The sequence below is a fragment of the Aeromonas sp. AE23HZ002T15 genome, assembly GCF_054165525.2.
Genome location: NZ_CM201342.1, coordinates 2314949 through 2332930, shown reverse-complemented (window position 1 = coordinate 2332930; position 17982 = coordinate 2314949). Strand labels below are relative to the sequence as shown.

16 protein-coding genes are annotated in these 17982 nt (G+C 64.2%); 8 read left to right on the top strand and 8 right to left on the bottom strand.

The genetic code is table 11. The annotated features are described in order from the left end of the window. Positions 1–5: 5 nt before the first annotated feature. The 3 genes from recG to gntU form a co-directional block, all read right to left on the bottom strand. Complete coding sequence (gene recG / locus ACT5M9_RS10845; protein ID WP_457982683.1) at positions 6–2075, bottom strand: ATP-dependent DNA helicase RecG; 2070 nt, start codon at positions 2073–2075, stop codon at positions 6–8. Between the two features lie 210 nt (positions 2076–2285). After that, a complete protein-coding gene (gene pssA, locus ACT5M9_RS10840) occupies positions 2286–3635 on the bottom strand; it encodes a CDP-diacylglycerol--serine O-phosphatidyltransferase (protein ID WP_457982682.1) in 1350 nt (449 codons plus the stop codon). A 147-nt stretch (positions 3636–3782) separates the two neighbouring features. Next, a complete protein-coding gene (gene gntU / locus ACT5M9_RS10835) occupies positions 3783–5123 on the bottom strand; it encodes a gluconate transporter (protein WP_438550523.1) in 1341 nt (446 codons plus the stop codon). A 245-nt stretch (positions 5124–5368) separates the two neighbouring features. Here gntU and ACT5M9_RS10830 point away from each other — a divergent pair, with 245 nt between their 5' ends. Genes ACT5M9_RS10830 through ACT5M9_RS10820 form a run of 3 tightly spaced genes read left to right on the top strand, consistent with a single transcriptional unit; the run spans position 5369 to position 8322 of the window. Then, positions 5369–5878 (top strand): gluconokinase, encoded by a 510-nt coding sequence (locus tag ACT5M9_RS10830; RefSeq protein ID WP_457982681.1) that lies wholly within the window; start codon positions 5369–5371, stop codon positions 5876–5878. Beyond that, entirely contained in the window at positions 5875–7671 is a 1797-nt protein-coding gene (gene edd / locus ACT5M9_RS10825) for a phosphogluconate dehydratase (protein ID WP_457982680.1), read from the top strand. The genes ACT5M9_RS10830 and edd overlap by 4 nt, the downstream gene beginning before the upstream one ends. Before the next feature lie 9 nt (positions 7672–7680). Further along, positions 7681–8322 carry a bifunctional 4-hydroxy-2-oxoglutarate aldolase/2-dehydro-3-deoxy-phosphogluconate aldolase gene (locus ACT5M9_RS10820; protein WP_457982678.1) on the top strand — a complete coding sequence of 214 codons (642 nt, stop codon included), beginning with the start codon at positions 7681–7683 and terminating at the stop codon, positions 8320–8322. A 109-nt stretch (positions 8323–8431) separates the two neighbouring features. Here ACT5M9_RS10820 and ACT5M9_RS10815 read toward each other — a convergent pair whose 3' ends face one another. Continuing rightward, positions 8432–9439, bottom strand: a complete 1008-nt coding sequence (locus tag ACT5M9_RS10815) for a substrate-binding domain-containing protein (protein ID WP_457982677.1) — start codon at positions 9437–9439, stop codon at positions 8432–8434. Between the two features lie 86 nt (positions 9440–9525). Between ACT5M9_RS10815 and ACT5M9_RS10810 the strand changes: the two genes are divergently transcribed. After that, the gene (locus ACT5M9_RS10810) at positions 9526–10176 is read left to right on the top strand and encodes a Qnr family pentapeptide repeat protein (protein WP_457982676.1); all 651 of its coding nucleotides are present in this window, start codon (positions 9526–9528) and stop codon (positions 10174–10176) included. Positions 10177–10317: 141 nt separating this feature from the next. Here the strand turns inward: ACT5M9_RS10810 and ACT5M9_RS10805 are convergent, their stop codons facing one another. Continuing rightward, complete coding sequence (locus ACT5M9_RS10805; protein WP_457982674.1) at positions 10318–11718, bottom strand: peptidoglycan DD-metalloendopeptidase family protein; 1401 nt, start codon at positions 11716–11718, stop codon at positions 10318–10320. Positions 11719–11727: 9 nt separating this feature from the next. Continuing rightward, positions 11728–13257 (bottom strand): 2,3-bisphosphoglycerate-independent phosphoglycerate mutase, encoded by a 1530-nt coding sequence (gpmM, locus tag ACT5M9_RS10800; protein ID WP_457982673.1) that lies wholly within the window; start codon positions 13255–13257, stop codon positions 11728–11730. A 347-nt stretch (positions 13258–13604) separates the two neighbouring features. Between gpmM and ACT5M9_RS10795 the strand changes: the two genes are divergently transcribed. The 3 genes from ACT5M9_RS10795 to gpsA are packed head-to-tail and all read left to right on the top strand — an operon-like array spanning position 13605 to position 15561. Beyond that, positions 13605–14036, top strand: a complete 432-nt coding sequence (locus tag ACT5M9_RS10795; protein ID WP_457982672.1) for a rhodanese-like domain-containing protein — start codon at positions 13605–13607, stop codon at positions 14034–14036. Between the two features lie 47 nt (positions 14037–14083). Further along, on the top strand, positions 14084–14554 hold the full coding sequence (gene secB / locus ACT5M9_RS10790) for a protein-export chaperone SecB (protein ID WP_438550514.1): 471 nt from the start codon (positions 14084–14086) through the stop codon (positions 14552–14554). A gap of 2 nt (positions 14555–14556) precedes the next feature. Next, entirely contained in the window at positions 14557–15561 is a 1005-nt protein-coding gene (gene gpsA / locus ACT5M9_RS10785) for an NAD(P)H-dependent glycerol-3-phosphate dehydrogenase (RefSeq protein WP_457982671.1), read from the top strand. 79 nt (positions 15562–15640) lie between these two features. Here gpsA and nfuA read toward each other — a convergent pair whose 3' ends face one another. Continuing rightward, positions 15641–16219, bottom strand: coding sequence for a Fe-S biogenesis protein NfuA (nfuA, locus tag ACT5M9_RS10780; protein ID WP_011704302.1), 579 nt, complete (start codon positions 16217–16219; stop codon positions 15641–15643). Between the two features lie 171 nt (positions 16220–16390). Beyond that, positions 16391–17119 carry a ComF family protein gene (locus tag ACT5M9_RS10775; protein ID WP_457982669.1) on the bottom strand — a complete coding sequence of 243 codons (729 nt, stop codon included), beginning with the start codon at positions 17117–17119 and terminating at the stop codon, positions 16391–16393. 38 nt (positions 17120–17157) lie between these two features. On the opposite strand from ACT5M9_RS10775, the gene bioH reads away from it, so the two are divergent. Then, the gene (bioH, locus tag ACT5M9_RS10770; protein ID WP_457982668.1) at positions 17158–17922 is read left to right on the top strand and encodes a pimeloyl-ACP methyl ester esterase BioH; all 765 of its coding nucleotides are present in this window, start codon (positions 17158–17160) and stop codon (positions 17920–17922) included. Positions 17923–17982: the final 60 nt, after the last annotated feature.

Genomic DNA, 17982 nt, shown 5'->3' with positions numbered 1-17982 from the left:
TGTCGTCAGGCGTTGGAATAGTGATCTCGCAGGCCGAGCCAGCGTCGGATCAGGGGATCGACATGGCTGGGATGCCTGTCCATCAAGAAGCGAGCCATCTTCTGTACCTGGGGGATGAGCGGCTGATCCCGCACCAGGTCCGCTATCTTGAGATCCGCGAGCCCGGTCTGGCGGGTGCCGAGCAGTTCCCCCGGGCCCCGCAGCTCCAGATCCCGCTGGGCGATGAGGAAGCCGTCATTGGTCTCTCTCAATACCCCGAGCCGGCTCTGGGCCGTCTTGGAGAGGGGGGCGTGGTAGAGCAACACGCAGTGGGAGGCGACGGATCCCCGGCCGACCCGGCCGCGCAGCTGGTGCAGCTGGGCCAGCCCGAGCCGCTCCGGGTTCTCGATGATCATCAGGCTGGCATTCGGCACGTCCACCCCCACCTCGATGACTGTGGTGGCGACCAGCAGTTGCAGTATGCCGGCCTTGAACTCCTCCATCACCCGCTGCTTCTCGATGGGGCGCATGCGACCGTGCACCAGGCCGATGTGCAGGCCGGGCAATTTGGCCTGCAGCTCGGCGGCTGTGTCCTCGGCGGCCTGGCACTCCAGCACCTCGGACTCCTCGATCAGGGTGCAGACCCAGTAGGCCTGCTTGCCCTCCTCGCAGGCCAGCCTGACCCGCTCGATCACGTCGCCGCGACGGCTGTCCGGCAGGGCGACCGTGGTGATGGGGGTGCGCCCAGGCGGCAGCTCGTCGATGACGGAGGTGTCGAGATCCGCGTAGGCGGTCATGGCCAGGGTGCGGGGTATGGGGGTGGCGGTCATGATCAGCTGATGGGGATGAACCCCCTCCCGTTCCCCCTTCTCCCGCAGGGCGAGGCGCTGGTGCACCCCGAACCTGTGCTGTTCATCGATGATGACCAGGGCCAGACGCTGGAATACCACCTGCTCCTGGAAGATGGCGTGGGTGCCCACCACCATCTTGACGCTGCCATCGGCAATGGCGGCGAGCGCCTCTTCCCGCGCCTTGCCCTTCTGCTTGCCCGCCAGCCAGCCGACCTGGATGCCGAGCGGCTCCAGCCAGTTCGCGAAGTTGATGGCATGTTGCTCGGCCAGCAGTTCGGTCGGCGCCATCAGCCCCACCTGGCAGCCGTTGCCGATGGCCTGCAGGGCCGCGAGCGCCGCCACCAGCGTCTTGCCGGAGCCAACGTCCCCCTGCACCAGCCGCATCATGGGATAGGTGCGCTGCAAGTCCTGGCTGATCTCCGCCACCACCCGGTTCTGGGCCCCGGTCGGCTTGAACGGCAGGGCGCCGAGCAGCTGCTTGACCAGGGTGGGGGCGGGCTTGAGGGCGCGGGCGAGCTGGGTCTGGGCCTGGGCTCGGACTTTGAGCACCGACAGGTTGTGGGCCAGCAGCTCTTCGAGCACCAGCCGCTGCTGGGCCGGATGCTGGCCGCTCTCGAGCAGTGCCAGCGCCACCGAGGGGGGCGGCCGGTGCAGCAGGCGCAGGGCGGCGGCGAGTTCGATCTGGTGCGGATAGAGGCCGGCGGGCAGCAGCTCCTCCACCCCATAGAGATCGAGCTGGGCTAGGGCCTGATCGGTGAGGCTGCGCAGGGTCAGCTGGCGCAAGCCCTCCGTGGTGGGGTAGACGGGGGTGAGGGCCTCCTCGGTCTGGCCGGCCTGCTCCTCGCCGAGCAGCTTGTACTCGGGGTGGGCCATCTCCAGCCCGTATTTGCCGGGGCGCACCTCGCCGAAGCAGCGGAGTAGGCGGCCCTGGGCCAGGCTGTTCTTCTGGGCGGCGGTGAAATTGAAGAAGCGCAGGGTCAGGGTGCCGGTGCCGTCGCTGATGCGGCACACCAGCATGCGGCGGCGACCCATGACCAGCTGGGTATCCTGGATCTCCCCCTCGACCGCGCCGTGCAGACCCGGCGGCAGATCGCCGATGGGCCACACCTGGGTGCGATCCTCGTAACGCAAGGGGAGGTGGAACAGCAGGTCCTGCACGGTGGCGAGTCCCAGCCGTTCGAGTTTCTCCAGCATCTTGCTGCCGACGCCCTTGAGGCTGTCGAGGGAGATTTTATCCAATTTCATCAATTAGATGCCCGGAAACACTGTAAATATGTCCAGATGATAGGGGTTATTGATGTTGCGATGCAAGCCGCGCCTTGCCCGGGTGTGACGGGGGCGCGCCATGAATGACAAAGGCCTGCCGAGATCGGCAGGCCTTTGAGGGGGGCGAGACGGGGCGCGCTTCGCACCCTGGATAATGCGCTCTGACCCGTCAGCGGCTGGTGTGCTGACCTAGATGATGCGCTTGAGCAGCAGATGGGCCTTGACCCTGTGGATCCGGGCCAGCAGCTTGCGTACCTGATCCGGGTAGTCCTGGATCTGCTCTATCTGATCGAAGCGGCTGATGCGACGGGTATGGGCCAGGATGTTCTCCCGCTCCTCGGCGAAGCGCGCCCGCAGGTGATGGTGCTGATCGTGCACCAGCAGGCCGTTCTCCAGATCCAGCGCCCAGGCGCGGGGGTTGAGGTTGTTGCCGGTGAGCAGTGCCCACTCCTCGTCCACGAAGATCCCCTTGAGGTGATAGGAGTTCTTCTCGCAGCACCAGAGCATCAGGTTGAGACGGCCGCTGTCGATGTGGCGCTGGTTGCGCTCGGCGAACTTGCGCAGGTTGGTCTCGTACAGATAGGGCAGGCCGCCTATGGTGGAGAACTTCTCCTCCGGCGGGATGAAGAAGTCGTTCGCCGTCTTGTCGCCGACCACTATGGTCACCTTGCAGCCGCGCTTGAGCAGCGCCTCCACATCCTTGTTCAACTCCTTGGGGGGGTTGAAGTAGGGGGTGCAGATGAAGATCTCGCGATCGGTGGCCCGCACCAGGTTGCGGATCATCCGGTTCAGCTGGTTGCCGCGCTTGCCCAGGCCTGCCATGGGGGTGACGGCCACCTCCTGGCTGTTGGGCAGTATGGTCTCGAAGCGGTACTGACTGGTGCGCAGGGCCTGCTTGAAGCGGCGGATCTGCCCCTTCAGCTGCTTGGCACCCGGGATGCCGGTGCGATCCAGCCGCTGGACGGCGTCGCTGCGCAGGAAGACATCGTCCACGTAGTTGACCATGCTGCGGGTCAGCGCCTGGCTGCGGATCTGGTGATAGCGGTCGAAGCGGTAGCGATCCTGCTGGTGCAGGTAGATGTCGTTCAGGCTGGCGCCCGAGTAGAGCAGGGTGTCGTCGAAGATGAAGCCCTTGAGGTGCAAGACCCCGAGCAGCTCACGCCCCTTCACCGGCACACCGTAGATCTCGATCGGGTGCTCGTGGCGGGCGGCCATCTCCTGATACATCAGGTGGTTACCACCCTGCTTGCCCTTGCCGATGAGGCCGCGCTGGGCGCGATGGAAGTCGACGAAGACCTTGATGTCGAGGGCCGGGTTGCGTTGCTTGGCGGCATAGAGAGCGGAGAGGATCTCCCGTCCCGCCTCATCGTCTTGCAGGTAGAGCGCGATCAGATAGATGCGCTGAGTCGCGCCGGCGATGAGGGAGAGGATCCGGCTCTTGAATTCCTTGGCGCTGCTGAGTACCTGAAACTGATCGGCGGAGACCGCGATCTGGGGCAAACGTGTCAGCGACTGTCGATAATGTGCCGATGAATGCATAGAGAAACCTGAAATCACGGGGTTAAGCGTTCCACTCGGGGCAATGAATAGGCGATTCTAGCAACCTCACTCCCTCAGCCAAAGTAAAAGAATCATCAAGAAGTTGAAAAGGCCTCACATGGGAGGCCTTTTCGATGGGTCGCTGCCTTACAGGAAACTGTAGATGATCATCGCCATGACCCCACCCGTGGTGCCTATGATGGTCTCCATCACGGTCCAGGTCTGCAGGGTCTGCTTCTCGCTGAGACCGAGGTAGCGGTTGGCCAGCCAGAAGCCGGAGTCGTTGACGTGGGACAAGACGATGGCACCGCCGCCGATGGCGATGGTGATGGCGGCCAGCTGGGCACCATTGAGGCCAAGGGGCTCCAGCATGGGCAGTACCAGGCCGCAGGCGGTCAGCATGGCGACGGTGGCGGAGCCCTGGATGACCCGCACCGCGGCGGCCAGGATGAAGGCCAGCGCGACTATGGGCAGGCCGGAGTCCGCCAGGGTGTTGCCGAGGGCGGCGCCGACGCCGGAATCCACCAGCACCTGCTTGAACACGCCGCCGGCACCCGTCACCAGGATGATGACGCCGGCAGGCTGGATGGCGCTGTTGCAGACGTTCATCACCTCGTCACGGGACATGCCGCGACGCACCCCCAGCAGATAGAAGGCGGCCAGGCAGGCGACCATGATGGCGGTGAAGGGGTGGCCGATGAACTCCAGCCAGTCGTGCAGGGTGGAACCCGCCTCCACGAAGCGGCTGACGATGGTCTTGAGGCCGATCAGCAGCAGCGGCAGGCCGATGAGGCCCATGGCCAGCCCGAAGGAGGGCAGTGTCTTGCTGTCGTCGTGAATGCTGTTCTGGGCATCGGCGGGGAGCGGCACGTCCACGACCTTGCTGATCAGCTGGCCAAACAGCGGGCCCGCTAGGATCATGGCCGGAATGGCGGCGACCAGGCCGAACAGTATCATGTAGCCGAAGTCGGCCCCCAGCTGGGAGGCCACCAGGATGGGGCCCGGGGCGGGAATGAGGAAGGCCTGGCAGGTGGCGATGCCCGCCAGCAGGGCGATGCCTATTTTCACCACGCTGCCGCCGCCGCGGCGGACGATGGCGAAGGCGACCCCGATCAGCAGAACCACGGCCACGTCGAAGAAGAGCGGCAGGGCGCATACAAAGCCGGTGAGCGTCATGGCCCAGTTGGCGCGCTTGACGCCGAAGGTGCCGAGCAGGGTGTGGGCGACCCGGTCGAGGGCGCCGGTCACTTCCATGACCTTGCCGAACATGGCGCCAAGCGCCACCACTACGGCCACGAAGCCGAGGGTGCCTCCCATCCCTTTCTGGATGGTGGCGGCGATCTCGGCCGGGTTCATGCCGGCGGCGAGGCCGGCGACCATGGAGACCAAGATGAGGGAGACGACGGCGTGCAGGCGGGCCTTCATCACCAGAAAGAGCAGCAGCACTATGGAGCCGGCTGCCGTCATGATCAGGGAGAGGTCTGACATTGTTATGCGTTCCTTATTCCAAGTTCGATAGCGATAGCCTGGTGCGCGGGCAGCAAGCATATCTACATGATTTATTTATATTTATTTTTTCACTCACCAACCCGTGATGGCGGGGCTGGCCGAGTGTGTCCAGTCTGTGGCAGACTTCACATTTCTCGTTGTTACCGGTAACATGTTACCGGTAACGTGCTAAGTTAGAACCCATCGACAGCACGTTTTTTGAAAAATGAGATAGAGGTCAAACAATGGCGGGTAAGAGCATTATCGTGATGGGTGTGTGTGGTAGCGGCAAGTCCAGCGTCGGCCTTCGGGTGGCCCAACTCCTCGGCGCCAAGTTCATCGACGGTGATGACTTGCACCCCCGCGCCAATATCCAGAAGATGGCGGGGGGCAATCCCCTCAACGATGAGGATCGCGCTCCCTGGCTCGAGCGGATCCGTGATGCGGCTTACAGCCTCGAGCAGAAGAACGAGCTGGGGGTGATCGTCTGCTCCGCCCTCAAGAAGCAGTACCGGGATCAGATCCGCGAGGGCAACGACTCGGTGCATTTCCTGTTCCTCGACGGCAGCCAGCCCCTGATCCTCGAGCGGATGCGCGCCCGCAAGGGCCACTTCATGCGTGAAGGCATGGTGCAGAGCCAGTTTGATACCCTGGAGCGGCCGGATGGCGAGGCCGGGGTATTCCATATCGATATAGACGGAACCTTCGAACAGGTGGTTGATCGCGCCGTCACAGCATTGGAGCAAGCCCAATGATCCATCAGGTAATTTCCAGCGTCACCGACCGCATTCGCGAGCGCAGCCGCGCCCGCCGCGCCGCCTTCATGGCCCGCATCCAGCGCCAGGCCGAGCAGGGCAAGACCCGCGCCGCCCTGGCCTGCGGCAACCTGGCCCACGCCGTGGCGGCTTCCAGCTGTGACGAGAAGGGGCGTATCCTCGACATGACCCGTGCCAACGTCGGCATAGTCACCGCCTACAACGACATGCTGAGCGCCCATCAGCCCTATCAGGGCTATCCGGACCAGATCAAGGCGGTGCTGGCGGAGCTGGGCCACAGTGCCCAGGTCGCCGGCGGCGTGCCCGCCATGTGCGACGGCGTCACCCAGGGGCAGCCTGGGATGGACATGTCCCTCTTCTCCCGGGATCTCATCGCCCAGGCTACGGCGTTGTCGCTGTCCCACAACACCTTCGACGCCACCCTGCTGCTCGGCATCTGCGACAAGATAGCCCCGGGCCAGATCATGGGGGCGCTCTCCCATGCCCACCTGCCCACCGCCTTCGTCCCCGCCGGCCCCATGGCCAGCGGTATCAGCAACGACGAGAAGGTGAAGGTGCGCCAGCAGTACGCCGCCGGCGAGGTGGGTCGCGACGCCCTGCTCAAGATGGAGTGCGGCGCCTACCACTCGGCCGGCACCTGCACCTTCTACGGCACCGCCAACACCAACCAGCTGGTGTTCGAGGCTATGGGCCTGATGCTGCCGGGTTCCGCCTTCGTGCACCCGCACAGCGAGTTGCGCCAGGCCCTGACCGCCGAGGCGGCCCGTCGCATCAGCGCCATGATCCCGGGCTCCCCGGCCTATCGCCCCCTCTGTCAGGTGTTGGACGAGCGCGCCCTGGTGAACGGCCTGGTGGCCCTGCTCGCCTCAGGTGGCAGCACCAACCACAGCATCCACATGGTGGCGCTGGCCCGGGCCGCCGGCCTGGAGCTGACCTGGGATGACCTGAGCGACCTCTCCGACGTGGTGCCGCTGCTGGTGCGTATGTACCCGAACGGCCCGGCGGACGTGAACGCTTTCGAGCAGGCCGGCGCCGTGCCGGGTCTGATGCGTCGTCTGGCCCAGGAGGGGCTGATCCACATGGATGCCACCCCGACCTTCGGCGAGATGGAGGATTACCTCAGCCGTCCGCAACTGCGGGATGGCGAGCTGGTGTGGCAGCCGGTGGGGGAGAGCCAGGATCCCAGCGTCTTGTCCCCCTCAGGCTCCGTATTCCAGGCCACCGGCGGCACCAAGCTGCTGGCGGGCAACCTGGGTCGCGCCGTGGTCAAGGTCTCCGCCGTGGCACCGGAATACCGCGTCATCGAGGCCCCTGCCCGGGTATTCTCCTCCCAGCATGCCGTGGAGGCGGCCTACAAGGCCGGGGATCTCAATCAGGATGCGGTCATCGTCGTGCGTCACAACGGCCCGGCTGCCAACGGCATGCCGGAGCTGCACAAGCTGATGCCGGTGCTCGGCAACCTGCAGAAGGCGGGTCACAAGGTGGCCCTGGTCACCGACGGCCGCCTCTCCGGCGCCTCCGGCAAGATCCCGGCCGCCATCCACGTCACCCCGGAAGCCCTGCACGGCGGTGCCATCGGCCTGCTGCGAGACGGGGATCTGCTGCGGGTGGATGCCGAGACCGGCCGCTTGGATTGCCTGACCGACTTGAGTGGCCGCACTCAGGCCGAGATTGACCTGACCCTGGAGCAAGAGGGTTGGGGTCGTGAACTGTTCAGCGTGATGCGTCGCGCGGTATCGAGCGCCGAGTGTGGCGCCACCATCTTTGATTAAGGAAGAGCTATGCAAAACTGGAAAGTGACTCCCGCCGAGGTGTTTGCCGCCTCCCCCCTGGTTCCCGTGATGGTCATCAGCGACCTGGAGCAGGCCCTGCCCATGGCCAAGGCGCTGCTGGCCGGCGGCATCTCGGTATTCGAGATCACCCTGCGCACCCCGGTGGCGCTGGACGCCATCGCCCTCATCGCCCGCGAGATGCCAGAAGCCATGGTGGGTGCGGGGACTGTGCTCAACTGCGCCCAGTTTGACGCCGCCGTGGCCGCCGGTGCCCGCTTCGTCATCTCCCCGGGCATGACCCCGGCCCTGCTGGCCCACGCGGCCCAGAGCACGGCGCCGCTGATCCCCGGGGTGGCGACGCCGTCCGAGGTGATGCAGGCGCTGGAGGCAGGCTACGACCACCTGAAATTCTTCCCGGCCGAGGCGAACGGTGGCACCAAGGCGCTGTCCGCCATCGCGGCGCCCCTGCCCCAGGTGAAATTCTGCCCCACCGGCGGCATAGGCCCGAAGAACGTGGCCGACTATCTGGCGCTGAAATGCGTGGCTACCGTCGGCGGCTCCTGGATGCTGCCGGCTGACGCGGTCAAGGCCGGCAACTGGGACGAGGTGACCCGCCTCTCCCGTGAAGCGGTTGAATTGGTTAAACGCTAAGCCTTCACAGTTTAGAAAAATCAAACAGGCCACCCCGGGGTGGCCTGTTTTTTTATTCGGAGGGGAGTGAGGGCGCATGTCTCCCCCAGAGGGCGAGGCCCGGAGTCGTCTAGCCCAGGCTCTCCCCCTCATAGAGGGAGAAGCCCATATCCCTGCGGCGCTCAGGCTGGGGTTGGCCGCTCAGCCGGGCCAGCAGCATGGCCGCCGCCTCGCGGCCTATCGCCTGGCGCGGGGTGACTATGCTGGCGAGCTTGGGGGTCATGGCGTGGCCGATGTCGAGGGCGTTGCTGCCGGCGATGGCGACCTGTTGGGGCACGGGGATCCACTTGGCCTGGCACTGCAGCAGGGCCCCCACCGCCAGGTCATCGTTGGTGCAGAACAGGCCGTCCAGATCCGGATAGCGCGCGAGCGCCTGATCCAGCAACTGGCCCCCCAGGGTGAAGGTGGAGGATTGTTCGGTCAGCAGGTGCCGCCCCTCGAGACCGGCCTCGTTCATCGCCTGGTAGTAGCCCTCCATCCGCAACTGGGTGCGCACGTCGAGCCGAGCCCCCAGATAGACCACCTTGCGACGCCCCCGGTGCAGCATCTCTGTTACCATGGCCCGGGCGGCGGCCCTGTGATCCATGCCGACCACCATGTCGATGGGATCCTGGGGCAGATCCATGGTCTCCACCACGGGGATGCCGGCGGTGGCGATCATCTTGCGGGTGCGCTCCGTGTGCTGGCTGTCCGACAGGATGAGGCCATCCACGTTGTAGGAGAGCAGGGAGGCAACCTGCTCCTCCTCCCGCTGGGGGCTGTAGCCGTAGTGGGCCAGCAGGGTCTGGTAGCCGGCGGGCCGGGTCACCGATTCGATGCCGTGCACCACGGCGGAGAAGACCTGGTTGGAGAGGGAGGGGATCAGGATGCCGATGGCCTTGCTGGTGGCGTTGGAGAGGATCTCCGGCGCCCGGTTCGGAATGTAGCCGAGGGCCTCCACCGCGGCGGCGACCCGCTCGCGGGTGCCTTCGGCCACGGCTTGGGGATCCCGCAGATAGCGGCTGACGGTCATCTTGGTGACGCCGGTCAGATCGGCGATGTCTTGCAGGGTGGGGCGGCGCTTGCGGGTGTCGTTCATCTCGGGATCCGGCGAAAATGTTACAGGTAACATTACCGGTTTTGCGCAACAAAGTCAGCATATGACACCATGGGAGGAGGATCCCGATGATCAAGGGCAAGCGCTTCGAGGGGAAGCGGTTCGAGCAGCGGGAGGTGGATGAGGAAGACTTCAGTGACTGCCGCTTTATCGACTGCAACTTCTCCTGGCTGGATCTGAGCGAGAGCCGTTTCGTCGACTGCAGCTTCTACGACAGGGAGCGCGAGCAGGGCTGCCAGTTGCAGGGCTGCGATCTGCGGGAGGCCAGCTTCCTGCGCTGCGATCTCACCCTGGCGGACATGAGCCGCAGCCAGTGCCTGGGGCTGGAGCTGCGGGAGTGCCAGGCCATGGGCATCAACTTCGCCAACGCCAGCTTCGCGAACCAGATCACCCCGAAGAGCTACTTCTGCGAGGCGCACCTGACGGGCAACAACTTCAGCTACGGCAACTTCGAGGGCTGCCTGCTGGAGAAGTGTGAACTCGGCGGCAACCGCTGGCAGGGGGCCAACCTGCTGGGGGCTTCCCTGGCGGGATCGGATCTCATCGGCTCCGAATTCGGGCAAATAGACTGGACCAGCTTCAACCTGCAGGGCTGCGACCTGCGCCAGTGCGATCTGCCCGGGCTGGATCTGCGGCGGGTCAACCTGGATGGGGTGCAGATCAGCGAGCAGCAGCAGCAGGGGTTGCTGGAGCAGATAGGGCTGATCGTCTTCCCCTGATGGGCAGGAGAGTGGGACAGGGGGATAGGCCGAATATTCGGTAAGTTTTCATCATCCCGGGCCATCCGCCGGATCGAAAAAGCCTGCATCATACAGGCTTTTTTTATCGGGGACGCGGGTCCTTGATGGAATGGGGATGGCTCAGCGCCTGGCCAGCCACTTGGTGGGATTGATGGCCTCACCCTGATAGCGGATCTCGAAGTAGAGGCCGGATCGCTCCTGGCCGCCGCTGTCGCCCACCAGGGCCACGGGTTCCCCCTGCTCCACCTTCTGGCCGACCTGGCGCAGCAGCGACTGATTGTGACCGTAGAGGCTCATGTAGCCCTTGCCATGATCGATGACCAGCAGCATGCCGAAGCCGTCCAGCCAGTCCGCGTAGACCACCTGACCCGGGGCGACCGCCTTGACCTGGGTGCCTTCACTGGCGCCGATCAGGGTGCCCTTCCACTTGAGCTCGGCGGTGCGCGGCGAGCCGTAGGCGATGAGGATGGGGCCCTGCACCGGCCAGCGCAAGCTGCCGTTGGTGCTGAGGCCACCGTAGCCATTGCTCGCCTTGGCGCTGTTGCGGGCGGCGGCTTGCTGCTGCTCCACCCTGTTCTGCTGTTCGCTGACTCTCTTCTGCTCGGCGGCGAGTCGTTGCTGCTCGCCGACTTGTCGCTGCTGAGCCGCGATCCGCTGCTGCTCCGCGATGCGCTTCTGCTCGGCGGCCAGGCGCTGTGCCTCCAGCCGGCGTTGGCGCTCCTGCTCGGCTTTCAGCTTGGCGAGGCGTTCCCGCTCCGCCCGCTCGCGCCGCTCCTTCTCTTCCTGCTGCCGGCGCAGCTCTTCCAGCCGGGCCTTGAGGGCCTTCTCCGCCTTTACCAGCTTGCTCAGCTTCTGCTCGTCATCCTGCACCGATTGCTGCAGCTGGTTGCGCACTGTGGCACGGCTCTGCTGGCTGGCCAGCAGGCTCTGATGGGTGGCCTGTTGATCGGCGAGCAGGCTCTGCAGCTTGCTCTCGGTCTCTCTGGTGGCCTGCTGGTTGTGGGCCAGCTTGGTGCGGGTCGCGCGCAGGGTTTCGATGGCCTCGATACGGGCCTTGTTGAGATAGTCGAAGTAGTCGAGGGCGCGGCTCAGTTTGGCCGGATCCTGCTGATTGAGCAGCAGCTTGAGGTAGTCGTGGTTGCCCGCCTGGAAGGCACTCTCCGCCTGTTTGGCCAGCAACTGTTTCTGATGGCTGGCCTGTCGTTCCAGCTCCAGCTTGTCCTGTTGCAGTTTCACCAGCTTCTGCTGGTTCTGTTTCAACTGCAGTTTGGTCTGATCGAGTTTGGCGGCGGCGGCCGAGATGGCCTGTTCATCCGCCTTGAGCTGGGTGTTGAGTTTGGCCAGCTCCTGCTTGCTCAGCCTGATGGTCTTCTGCTGCGCCTTGATCTCGCTCTGCATGGCCCCAAGCTGCTGATTGGCAGCCTGCGCCTTGCCGGCACCGCCGAGCAGGCAAAAAAACAGCGCGCCGGCCAACAGGCCGACGCGACTGGTTTTGGTTGAAATAACTTCGCATCCCCGCATGGGGAAGGATTATTTCAGAATCATCAGGGGCTTGCCAGTCATTTCCGGCGGCACAGGCAGACCCATCAGGGTCAGCATGGTGGGGGCCAGATCGGACAGTTTGCCGCCTTCAGCTACCTCGGCCTTGCGACCGAAGTAGATGAGGGGAACCGGCAGATTGGTGTGGGCGGTATGGGCCTGACCAGTCTCTTCGTCCATCATCTTCTCGGCGTTGCCGTGGTCGGCGGTAATGAGGCATTCGCCACCCACTTCGGCCAGGGCCTCGGTGACGCGACCGATGCAGTGGTCGACCGCTTCACAGGCCTTGACGGCCGCATCGAACACGCCGGTGTGGCCGACCATGTCGCCGTTCGGGTAGTTGCAGATGATGACGTCGTACTTGCCGCTCTTGATGGCACCGACCAGCTTGTCGGTCAGCTCGCCAGAGCTCATCTCGGGCTGCAGGTCATAGGTGGCGACTTTCGGGCTGGCGACGATCTCGCGATCCTCACCGGTGAAGCAGGCCTCTTCGCCACCGTTGAAGAAGAAGGTGACGTGGGCGTACTTCTCGGTCTCGGAGATGCGCAGCTGGGTCTTGCCCTGCTTGGCCAGCCATTCACCCAGGGTGTTGACCAGGGCGGTGGGCGGATAGGCGCAGGCGGTCTTGATGTCGGCCGCGTACTCGGTCAGCATCACGAAGTTCAGCTTGGGAGTGGCGGTGCGGGCGAAGCCGGTGAAGTCGCTGTCGACGAAGGCACGGGTGATCTCGCGGGCACGGTCGGCACGGAAGTTCATGAAGATCAGCGCATCGCCATCCTGCATGGGGGCGGCGGCACCGATGCGGGTAGCCTTGACGAACTCGTCGTTCTCGTCGCGGGCATAGGCGTTGGCCAGGGCCTCGGTGGCGCTGTCGGCGGTGAACTCGCCCTTGCCCTGGGTCATCAGGTCATAGGCTTGCTGCACGCGATCCCAACGGTTGTCGCGGTCCATGGAATAGTAACGGCCGATCATGGAGGCGAAACGACCCTTGCCCAGCTTGGCGAACAGGGCGTCGAACAGCTCGATGGAGGACTGGGCGGAGCGCGGTGGCACGTCGCGGCCATCCAGGAAGGCGTGGAAGTAGATCTGCTCGGCGCCACGCTTGGCGGCCATCTCGATCATGCCCATGATGTGCTCTTCGTGGCTGTGCACGCCACCCGGGGACATCAGGCCCATGATGTGCACGGCCTTGCCCTTGGTCACTGCGGAGTCAACAGCCTTGGCCAGCTCGACGTTCTGGAAGAAGTCACCGTCCTGGATCTCCTTGGAGATGCGGGTCAGCTCCTGATAGACGATGCGACCGGCGCCGATGTTGACGTGACCCACTTCGGAGTTACCCATCTGGCCATCGGGCAGGCCCACGTCCAGGCCGGAGCCGGAGATCAGGGTGCTGGTGTAGTCACGGGCGAGGCGGTCGAGGTTGGGGGTCTTGGCGGCAGCGACGGCGTTGTACTCTTGCTTGGTGCTGTAGCCCCAACCGTCCATGATGACCAGAACCAACGGTTTCTTAGCTGTTGACATAAGGCTATGTCCTCTCGGATAGGAATGAATTGCGGGAACTGAAACTAGCGTAATATTACTACATCTGCCGAAATAGTCACCTGATAGCCAAGTCCCTCTGTGGCCTGGGTTTTTAACTGTTACCCCGCTGTATTCAGCATGTTGCCGGCTTGCCTGCCCATCGGTTTTTTCGTCCTGTCACGGGATTCACTTCGTGATTTTCATGGCCTGACGGCCGCCATTTTCTCCCCGCAAACGGCGGCCAATCCCTGATGGGAGCTTGCTCTCGCTTTACCGCCAAGGTGGCTGATCTTATCAAGGGCCCCATGTATACTCGGGCACTTGTCTTGGTCCCTGGATAGTAGAAGATGCAAGAGTATTTGGATTTTGCGACCCGCAACCCGCTGCTGACCGCAGCCTGGTTCGGTCTGGCAGGCACCCTGGTCTACACCACTGTGCGTGCTCGTTTGTCTCCGGTGAAGTCGGTGAACAACCACGCGGCCACCCTGCTGATCAACCGTGAAAATGCCACAGTGGTGGATATTCGCAGTCAGGATGAGTTCGCCAAGGGTCATCTGGCCGGTGCTCACCATCTGCCCCTCACCCAGATCCAGGCCAACAATCTGGGCCCGGTTGAAAAGCACAAAGACGCCCCCATCATAGTGGTGTGCGAGTCGGGGATGACCGCTGGTGGTGCGGGTCGCCAACTGAGCAAGGCCGGCTTCAAGCAGGTATATACCCTCAGCGGTGGCATGGCCCAATGGCGGGCAGAGAATCTGCCGGTGACCAAAAAACGCTGATTTAAGGGCCCGCGCCCACTCATTTTCTTAAAAAGGAATCAAACGAAATGGCTGACGAAATCAACAACCAGGAAGTACAACCGGAATTCCACATCCAGCGCGTCTACACCAAGGATGTCTCTTTCGAAGCGCCGAATACCCCGCACATCTTCCAGAAAGAGTGGCAACCGGACGTCAAGCTGGACATGGACACCAAGACCAACGTCCTGGCCGACGGCGTGTACGAAGTGGTGTTGACCCTGACCGTGACCTGCAAGCTGGAAACCGAGACCGCCTTCCTGTGTGAAGTGCAGCAGGCCGGTATCTTCACCATCGGCAACCTGCCGGAAGCCCAGCTGGCTCACTGCCTGGCCGCCTTCTGCCCGAACATCCTGTTCCCGTACGCCCGTGAAGCCGTGGCCAACCTGGTGAGCAAGGGTTCCTTCCCGCAGCTGAACCTGGCACCGGTCAACTTCGATGCCCTGTTTGCCCAGCACATGGCGCAAGCACAGGCCCAGCAGGCGGCTGCGGAAGCCTGATAATGGCCGACCAGATCGCTATCTCGGTCCTGGGGGCGGGGTCTTACGGCTCCGCCCTTGCCATTTCTCTGGCGCGCAACGGTCATCCGACCCTGCTGTGGGGTCACGATGCCGCCCACGTCGCCGAGCTGGAACAGGATCGCTGCAACAAGGCCTTCCTGCCGGACGTGCCCTTCCCCGTGGATCTGCAACTGACGTCGGATCTGCAGGCGGCGGTACAGGCGGCCCCCGTGCTGCTGCTGGTGGTGCCGAGCCATGTGTTCGGCCAGGTGCTGACCCGGGTCAAGCCCTTCCTGCGCCCGGACACCCGCATCGCCTGGGCCACCAAGGGGCTGGAACCGGACAGTGGTCGTTTGCTGCAGGACGTGGCCCGCGAGGTGCTGGGTGACGATATACCGCTGGCGGTGATCTCGGGCCCGACCTTCGCCCGCGAGCTGGCCGCCGGTCTGCCGACCGCCATCTCGGTCGCCTCGACCCACGACGACTTCGCCGACGATCTCTCCCTGCTGCTGCACTGTGGCCGCTCGTTCCGGGTCTATACCAACCCGGACTTCATCGGTCTGCAGCTCGGTGGCGCGGTCAAGAACGTCATCGCCATCGGTGCCGGTCTCTCCGACGGGCTGGGCTTTGGCGCCAACGCCAGAACCGCGCTCATCACCCGGGGTCTGGTGGAGATGCAGCGCCTCGGCGCCGCCCTCGGTGCCGATGCCAAGACCTTCATGGGGATGGCGGGGCTCGGGGATCTGGTGCTGACCTGTACCGATAACCAGTCCCGCAACCGCCGCTTCGGCCTGGCACTGGGTGCCGGCAAGGACGTGAACACCGCCATGACCGAGATCGGTCAGGTGGTGGAAGGCTATCGCAACACCAAGGAGGTGCATCTGCTGGCGGCCCGCTGCGGCGTCGAGATGCCCATCTGCGAGCAGATCTTCAAGGTACTCTACGAGGGGAAGAACCCGAAAGAGGCCGCCATCGCCCTGCTCAGCCGGGACAAGAAGGACGAGTAGCCGTCATGGTGCTCGGTGCGCCGGATAGCAAAAGGCCCTGCCAATTGGCAGGGCCTTTTTCATGGTCAGGGCGGGGAGATCAATAGTAGGAGTGATCGCCGCGCTGATGCTCGGTGGCATCCTTAACGCCGTTCAGCTCGCCCGGGAATTTCTCCAGCAGCTGCTTCTCGATCCCCTCTTTCAGGGTGTAGTCGACCATGGAGCAACCGTTGCAACCACCGCCGAACTGCAGGATGGCCAGCTTGTCCTCGGTCAGCTCGACCAGGGTCACCTTGCCGCCGTGACCGGCCAGCATGGGGTTCACCTCGGACATCAGCACGTATTCGATGCGATCGATCAGGGGGGCATCGTCGGCCACCTTGCGCATCTTGGCGTTCGGCGCCTTCAGGGTGAGCTGGGAGCCCATCTGATCGGTGACGAAGTCGATGGTGGCGTCCACCAGGAAGGGGGCGCTCAGGGGATCGACCAGGCAGTCGAAGCCGCTGAAGGGCAGGTGTTGATCTTCCGGATCGACCGCGTCGGGTGGGCAGTAAGAGACGCCGCACTCGGCATTCTGGGTTCCCGGATTGACCACAAACACCCGGATGTTGGTGCCATCAGGCTGCTTCTCCAGCAACTTGCGGAAGTGGGCCTGGGCGGTGTCGGAAATGCTGATCATCACTATCCTCATAAACCTGAGTGTACGACTAAGGTATTCATGATAACTCTCTTGGCAGGGCTTGGGTAGCATGGCGGCGGCAGCTTGTGATGCGCGGCGAAAGATCGCCGCCGACGCTGGCCTGGCAGTCCCGCAACTAAGCCGCATCTGGCCGCTATCCCCTCAGTATTCCTATTTGATGTGCCTCAGGGTGCGGCAGAGCGCCCACACCTCCACCCGTTCGACACCGCTCTCACGAAGCAACCGGCTGAGTTGCCCCGCCGTGGCCCCCGTGGTGACCACATCGTCGAGCAGGACCACATGGCGATAGGCGTGGGGGGCAATCCGGAAGGCGCCGCGCAGGTTGCGCCGACGCTGACCCGCGTTGAGGTGGGTCTGCTGCGGGGTGGCCTTGGCTCTGCGCAGCAGCCTGGTGTCACAGGGGATGCCGGTGATCTCGTTGAGGGCATGCGCAATCTCCTCCGCCTGGTTGAAGCCGCGCCACCACTGGCGCCACCAGTGCAGGGGCACCGGCAGTATGACCTCGGGAGGCTGTGCCAGATCCAGGTGATCCGCCAGCACGCGGGCGAGCGGCGGCGCCAGCAGGATCTGGCCCCCGTACTTCAAACCGGGGATGAGCAGGGGGTAGGGGGGCAGATAGTCCCCGATCACCTGCAGCCGCTGCCAGGGGGGCGGCCTGTGCTGGCAGCGACCGCAGACCCGCTCCGCTTTTTCTATATATTCCGGCAACGGGGCGGCGCAGAGTCGACAGCGACACTGGGGTTGACGCAGTGCCGCTCGGCACCAGTGACACAGCAGGGGATGCTCATCGCAGGGTTGGCGGCAGAGCTGGCACAGCCCCAGCCAGTCGGAGGGGCGGCCGAGGATCGGGCTTGCTTTGCCGAGCAGCCGCTTTAACATGCGGGCATCCACGCAGATACACAGGATCTTGAGTCTAGATGAGCATATCGGTTGAACGGTTTGGCCAGGGCCCTGACCTGGCGTTGTTGCACGGCTGGGGGATGAACGGGGCCGTCTGGCACGGCATAGTCCCGGCGCTGTCTCAGCACTATCGTCTGCACCTGATCGATCTGCCGGGGTTTGGTAACAGTCCCCTGCAGGAAGGCAGTGATTACTCCTTGCCCTGGTTGGTGGAGCAGGTTGCTGCCGTCTTGCCGGCGCGCTGTCATCTGCTCGGCTGGTCCCTCGGTGGTCTGGTGGCGAGCCAGCTGGCCTTGACCCGGCCAGAGCGGTTGCAGTCCCTGATCACCGTGGCCAGCTCCCCCTGCTTCATGGCGCGGGAGGTGTGGCCCGGCATAGCCCCCAAGGTGCTGGCCGGTTTCAACCAGATGCTGGCAGGGGATTTCAAGCAGACCATAGAGCGCTTCCTCGCGATCCAGGCCATGGGCAGCGAGCACGCCCGTGACGACATCCGCCAACTGCGCCACTGGCTGGCGGAACGCCCGGCCCCCCAGCTGGCCGCGCTGGAATCGGGTCTCGGTCTGCTGGCGGATATCGACCTGCGCGATGAGCTGGCGGCACTGAGCCTGCCCTGGCTGCGGATCTATGGCCGGCTGGACTCGCTGGTGCCCAAGGCCAGCATACCGCTGCTGGACGAGCGCTACCCCCATAGCCAGAGCCGGGTGCTGGACAAGGCCTCCCACGCCCCCTTCATCTCCCATCCGGATCAGTTCATCACCCTGGTGCGACAATTCATCGGCTGAGCCTCATCTGGCTAAATAGTGAGCCGCAGGCTTCAATAACGCCTCGTTCTGGTTGATAAT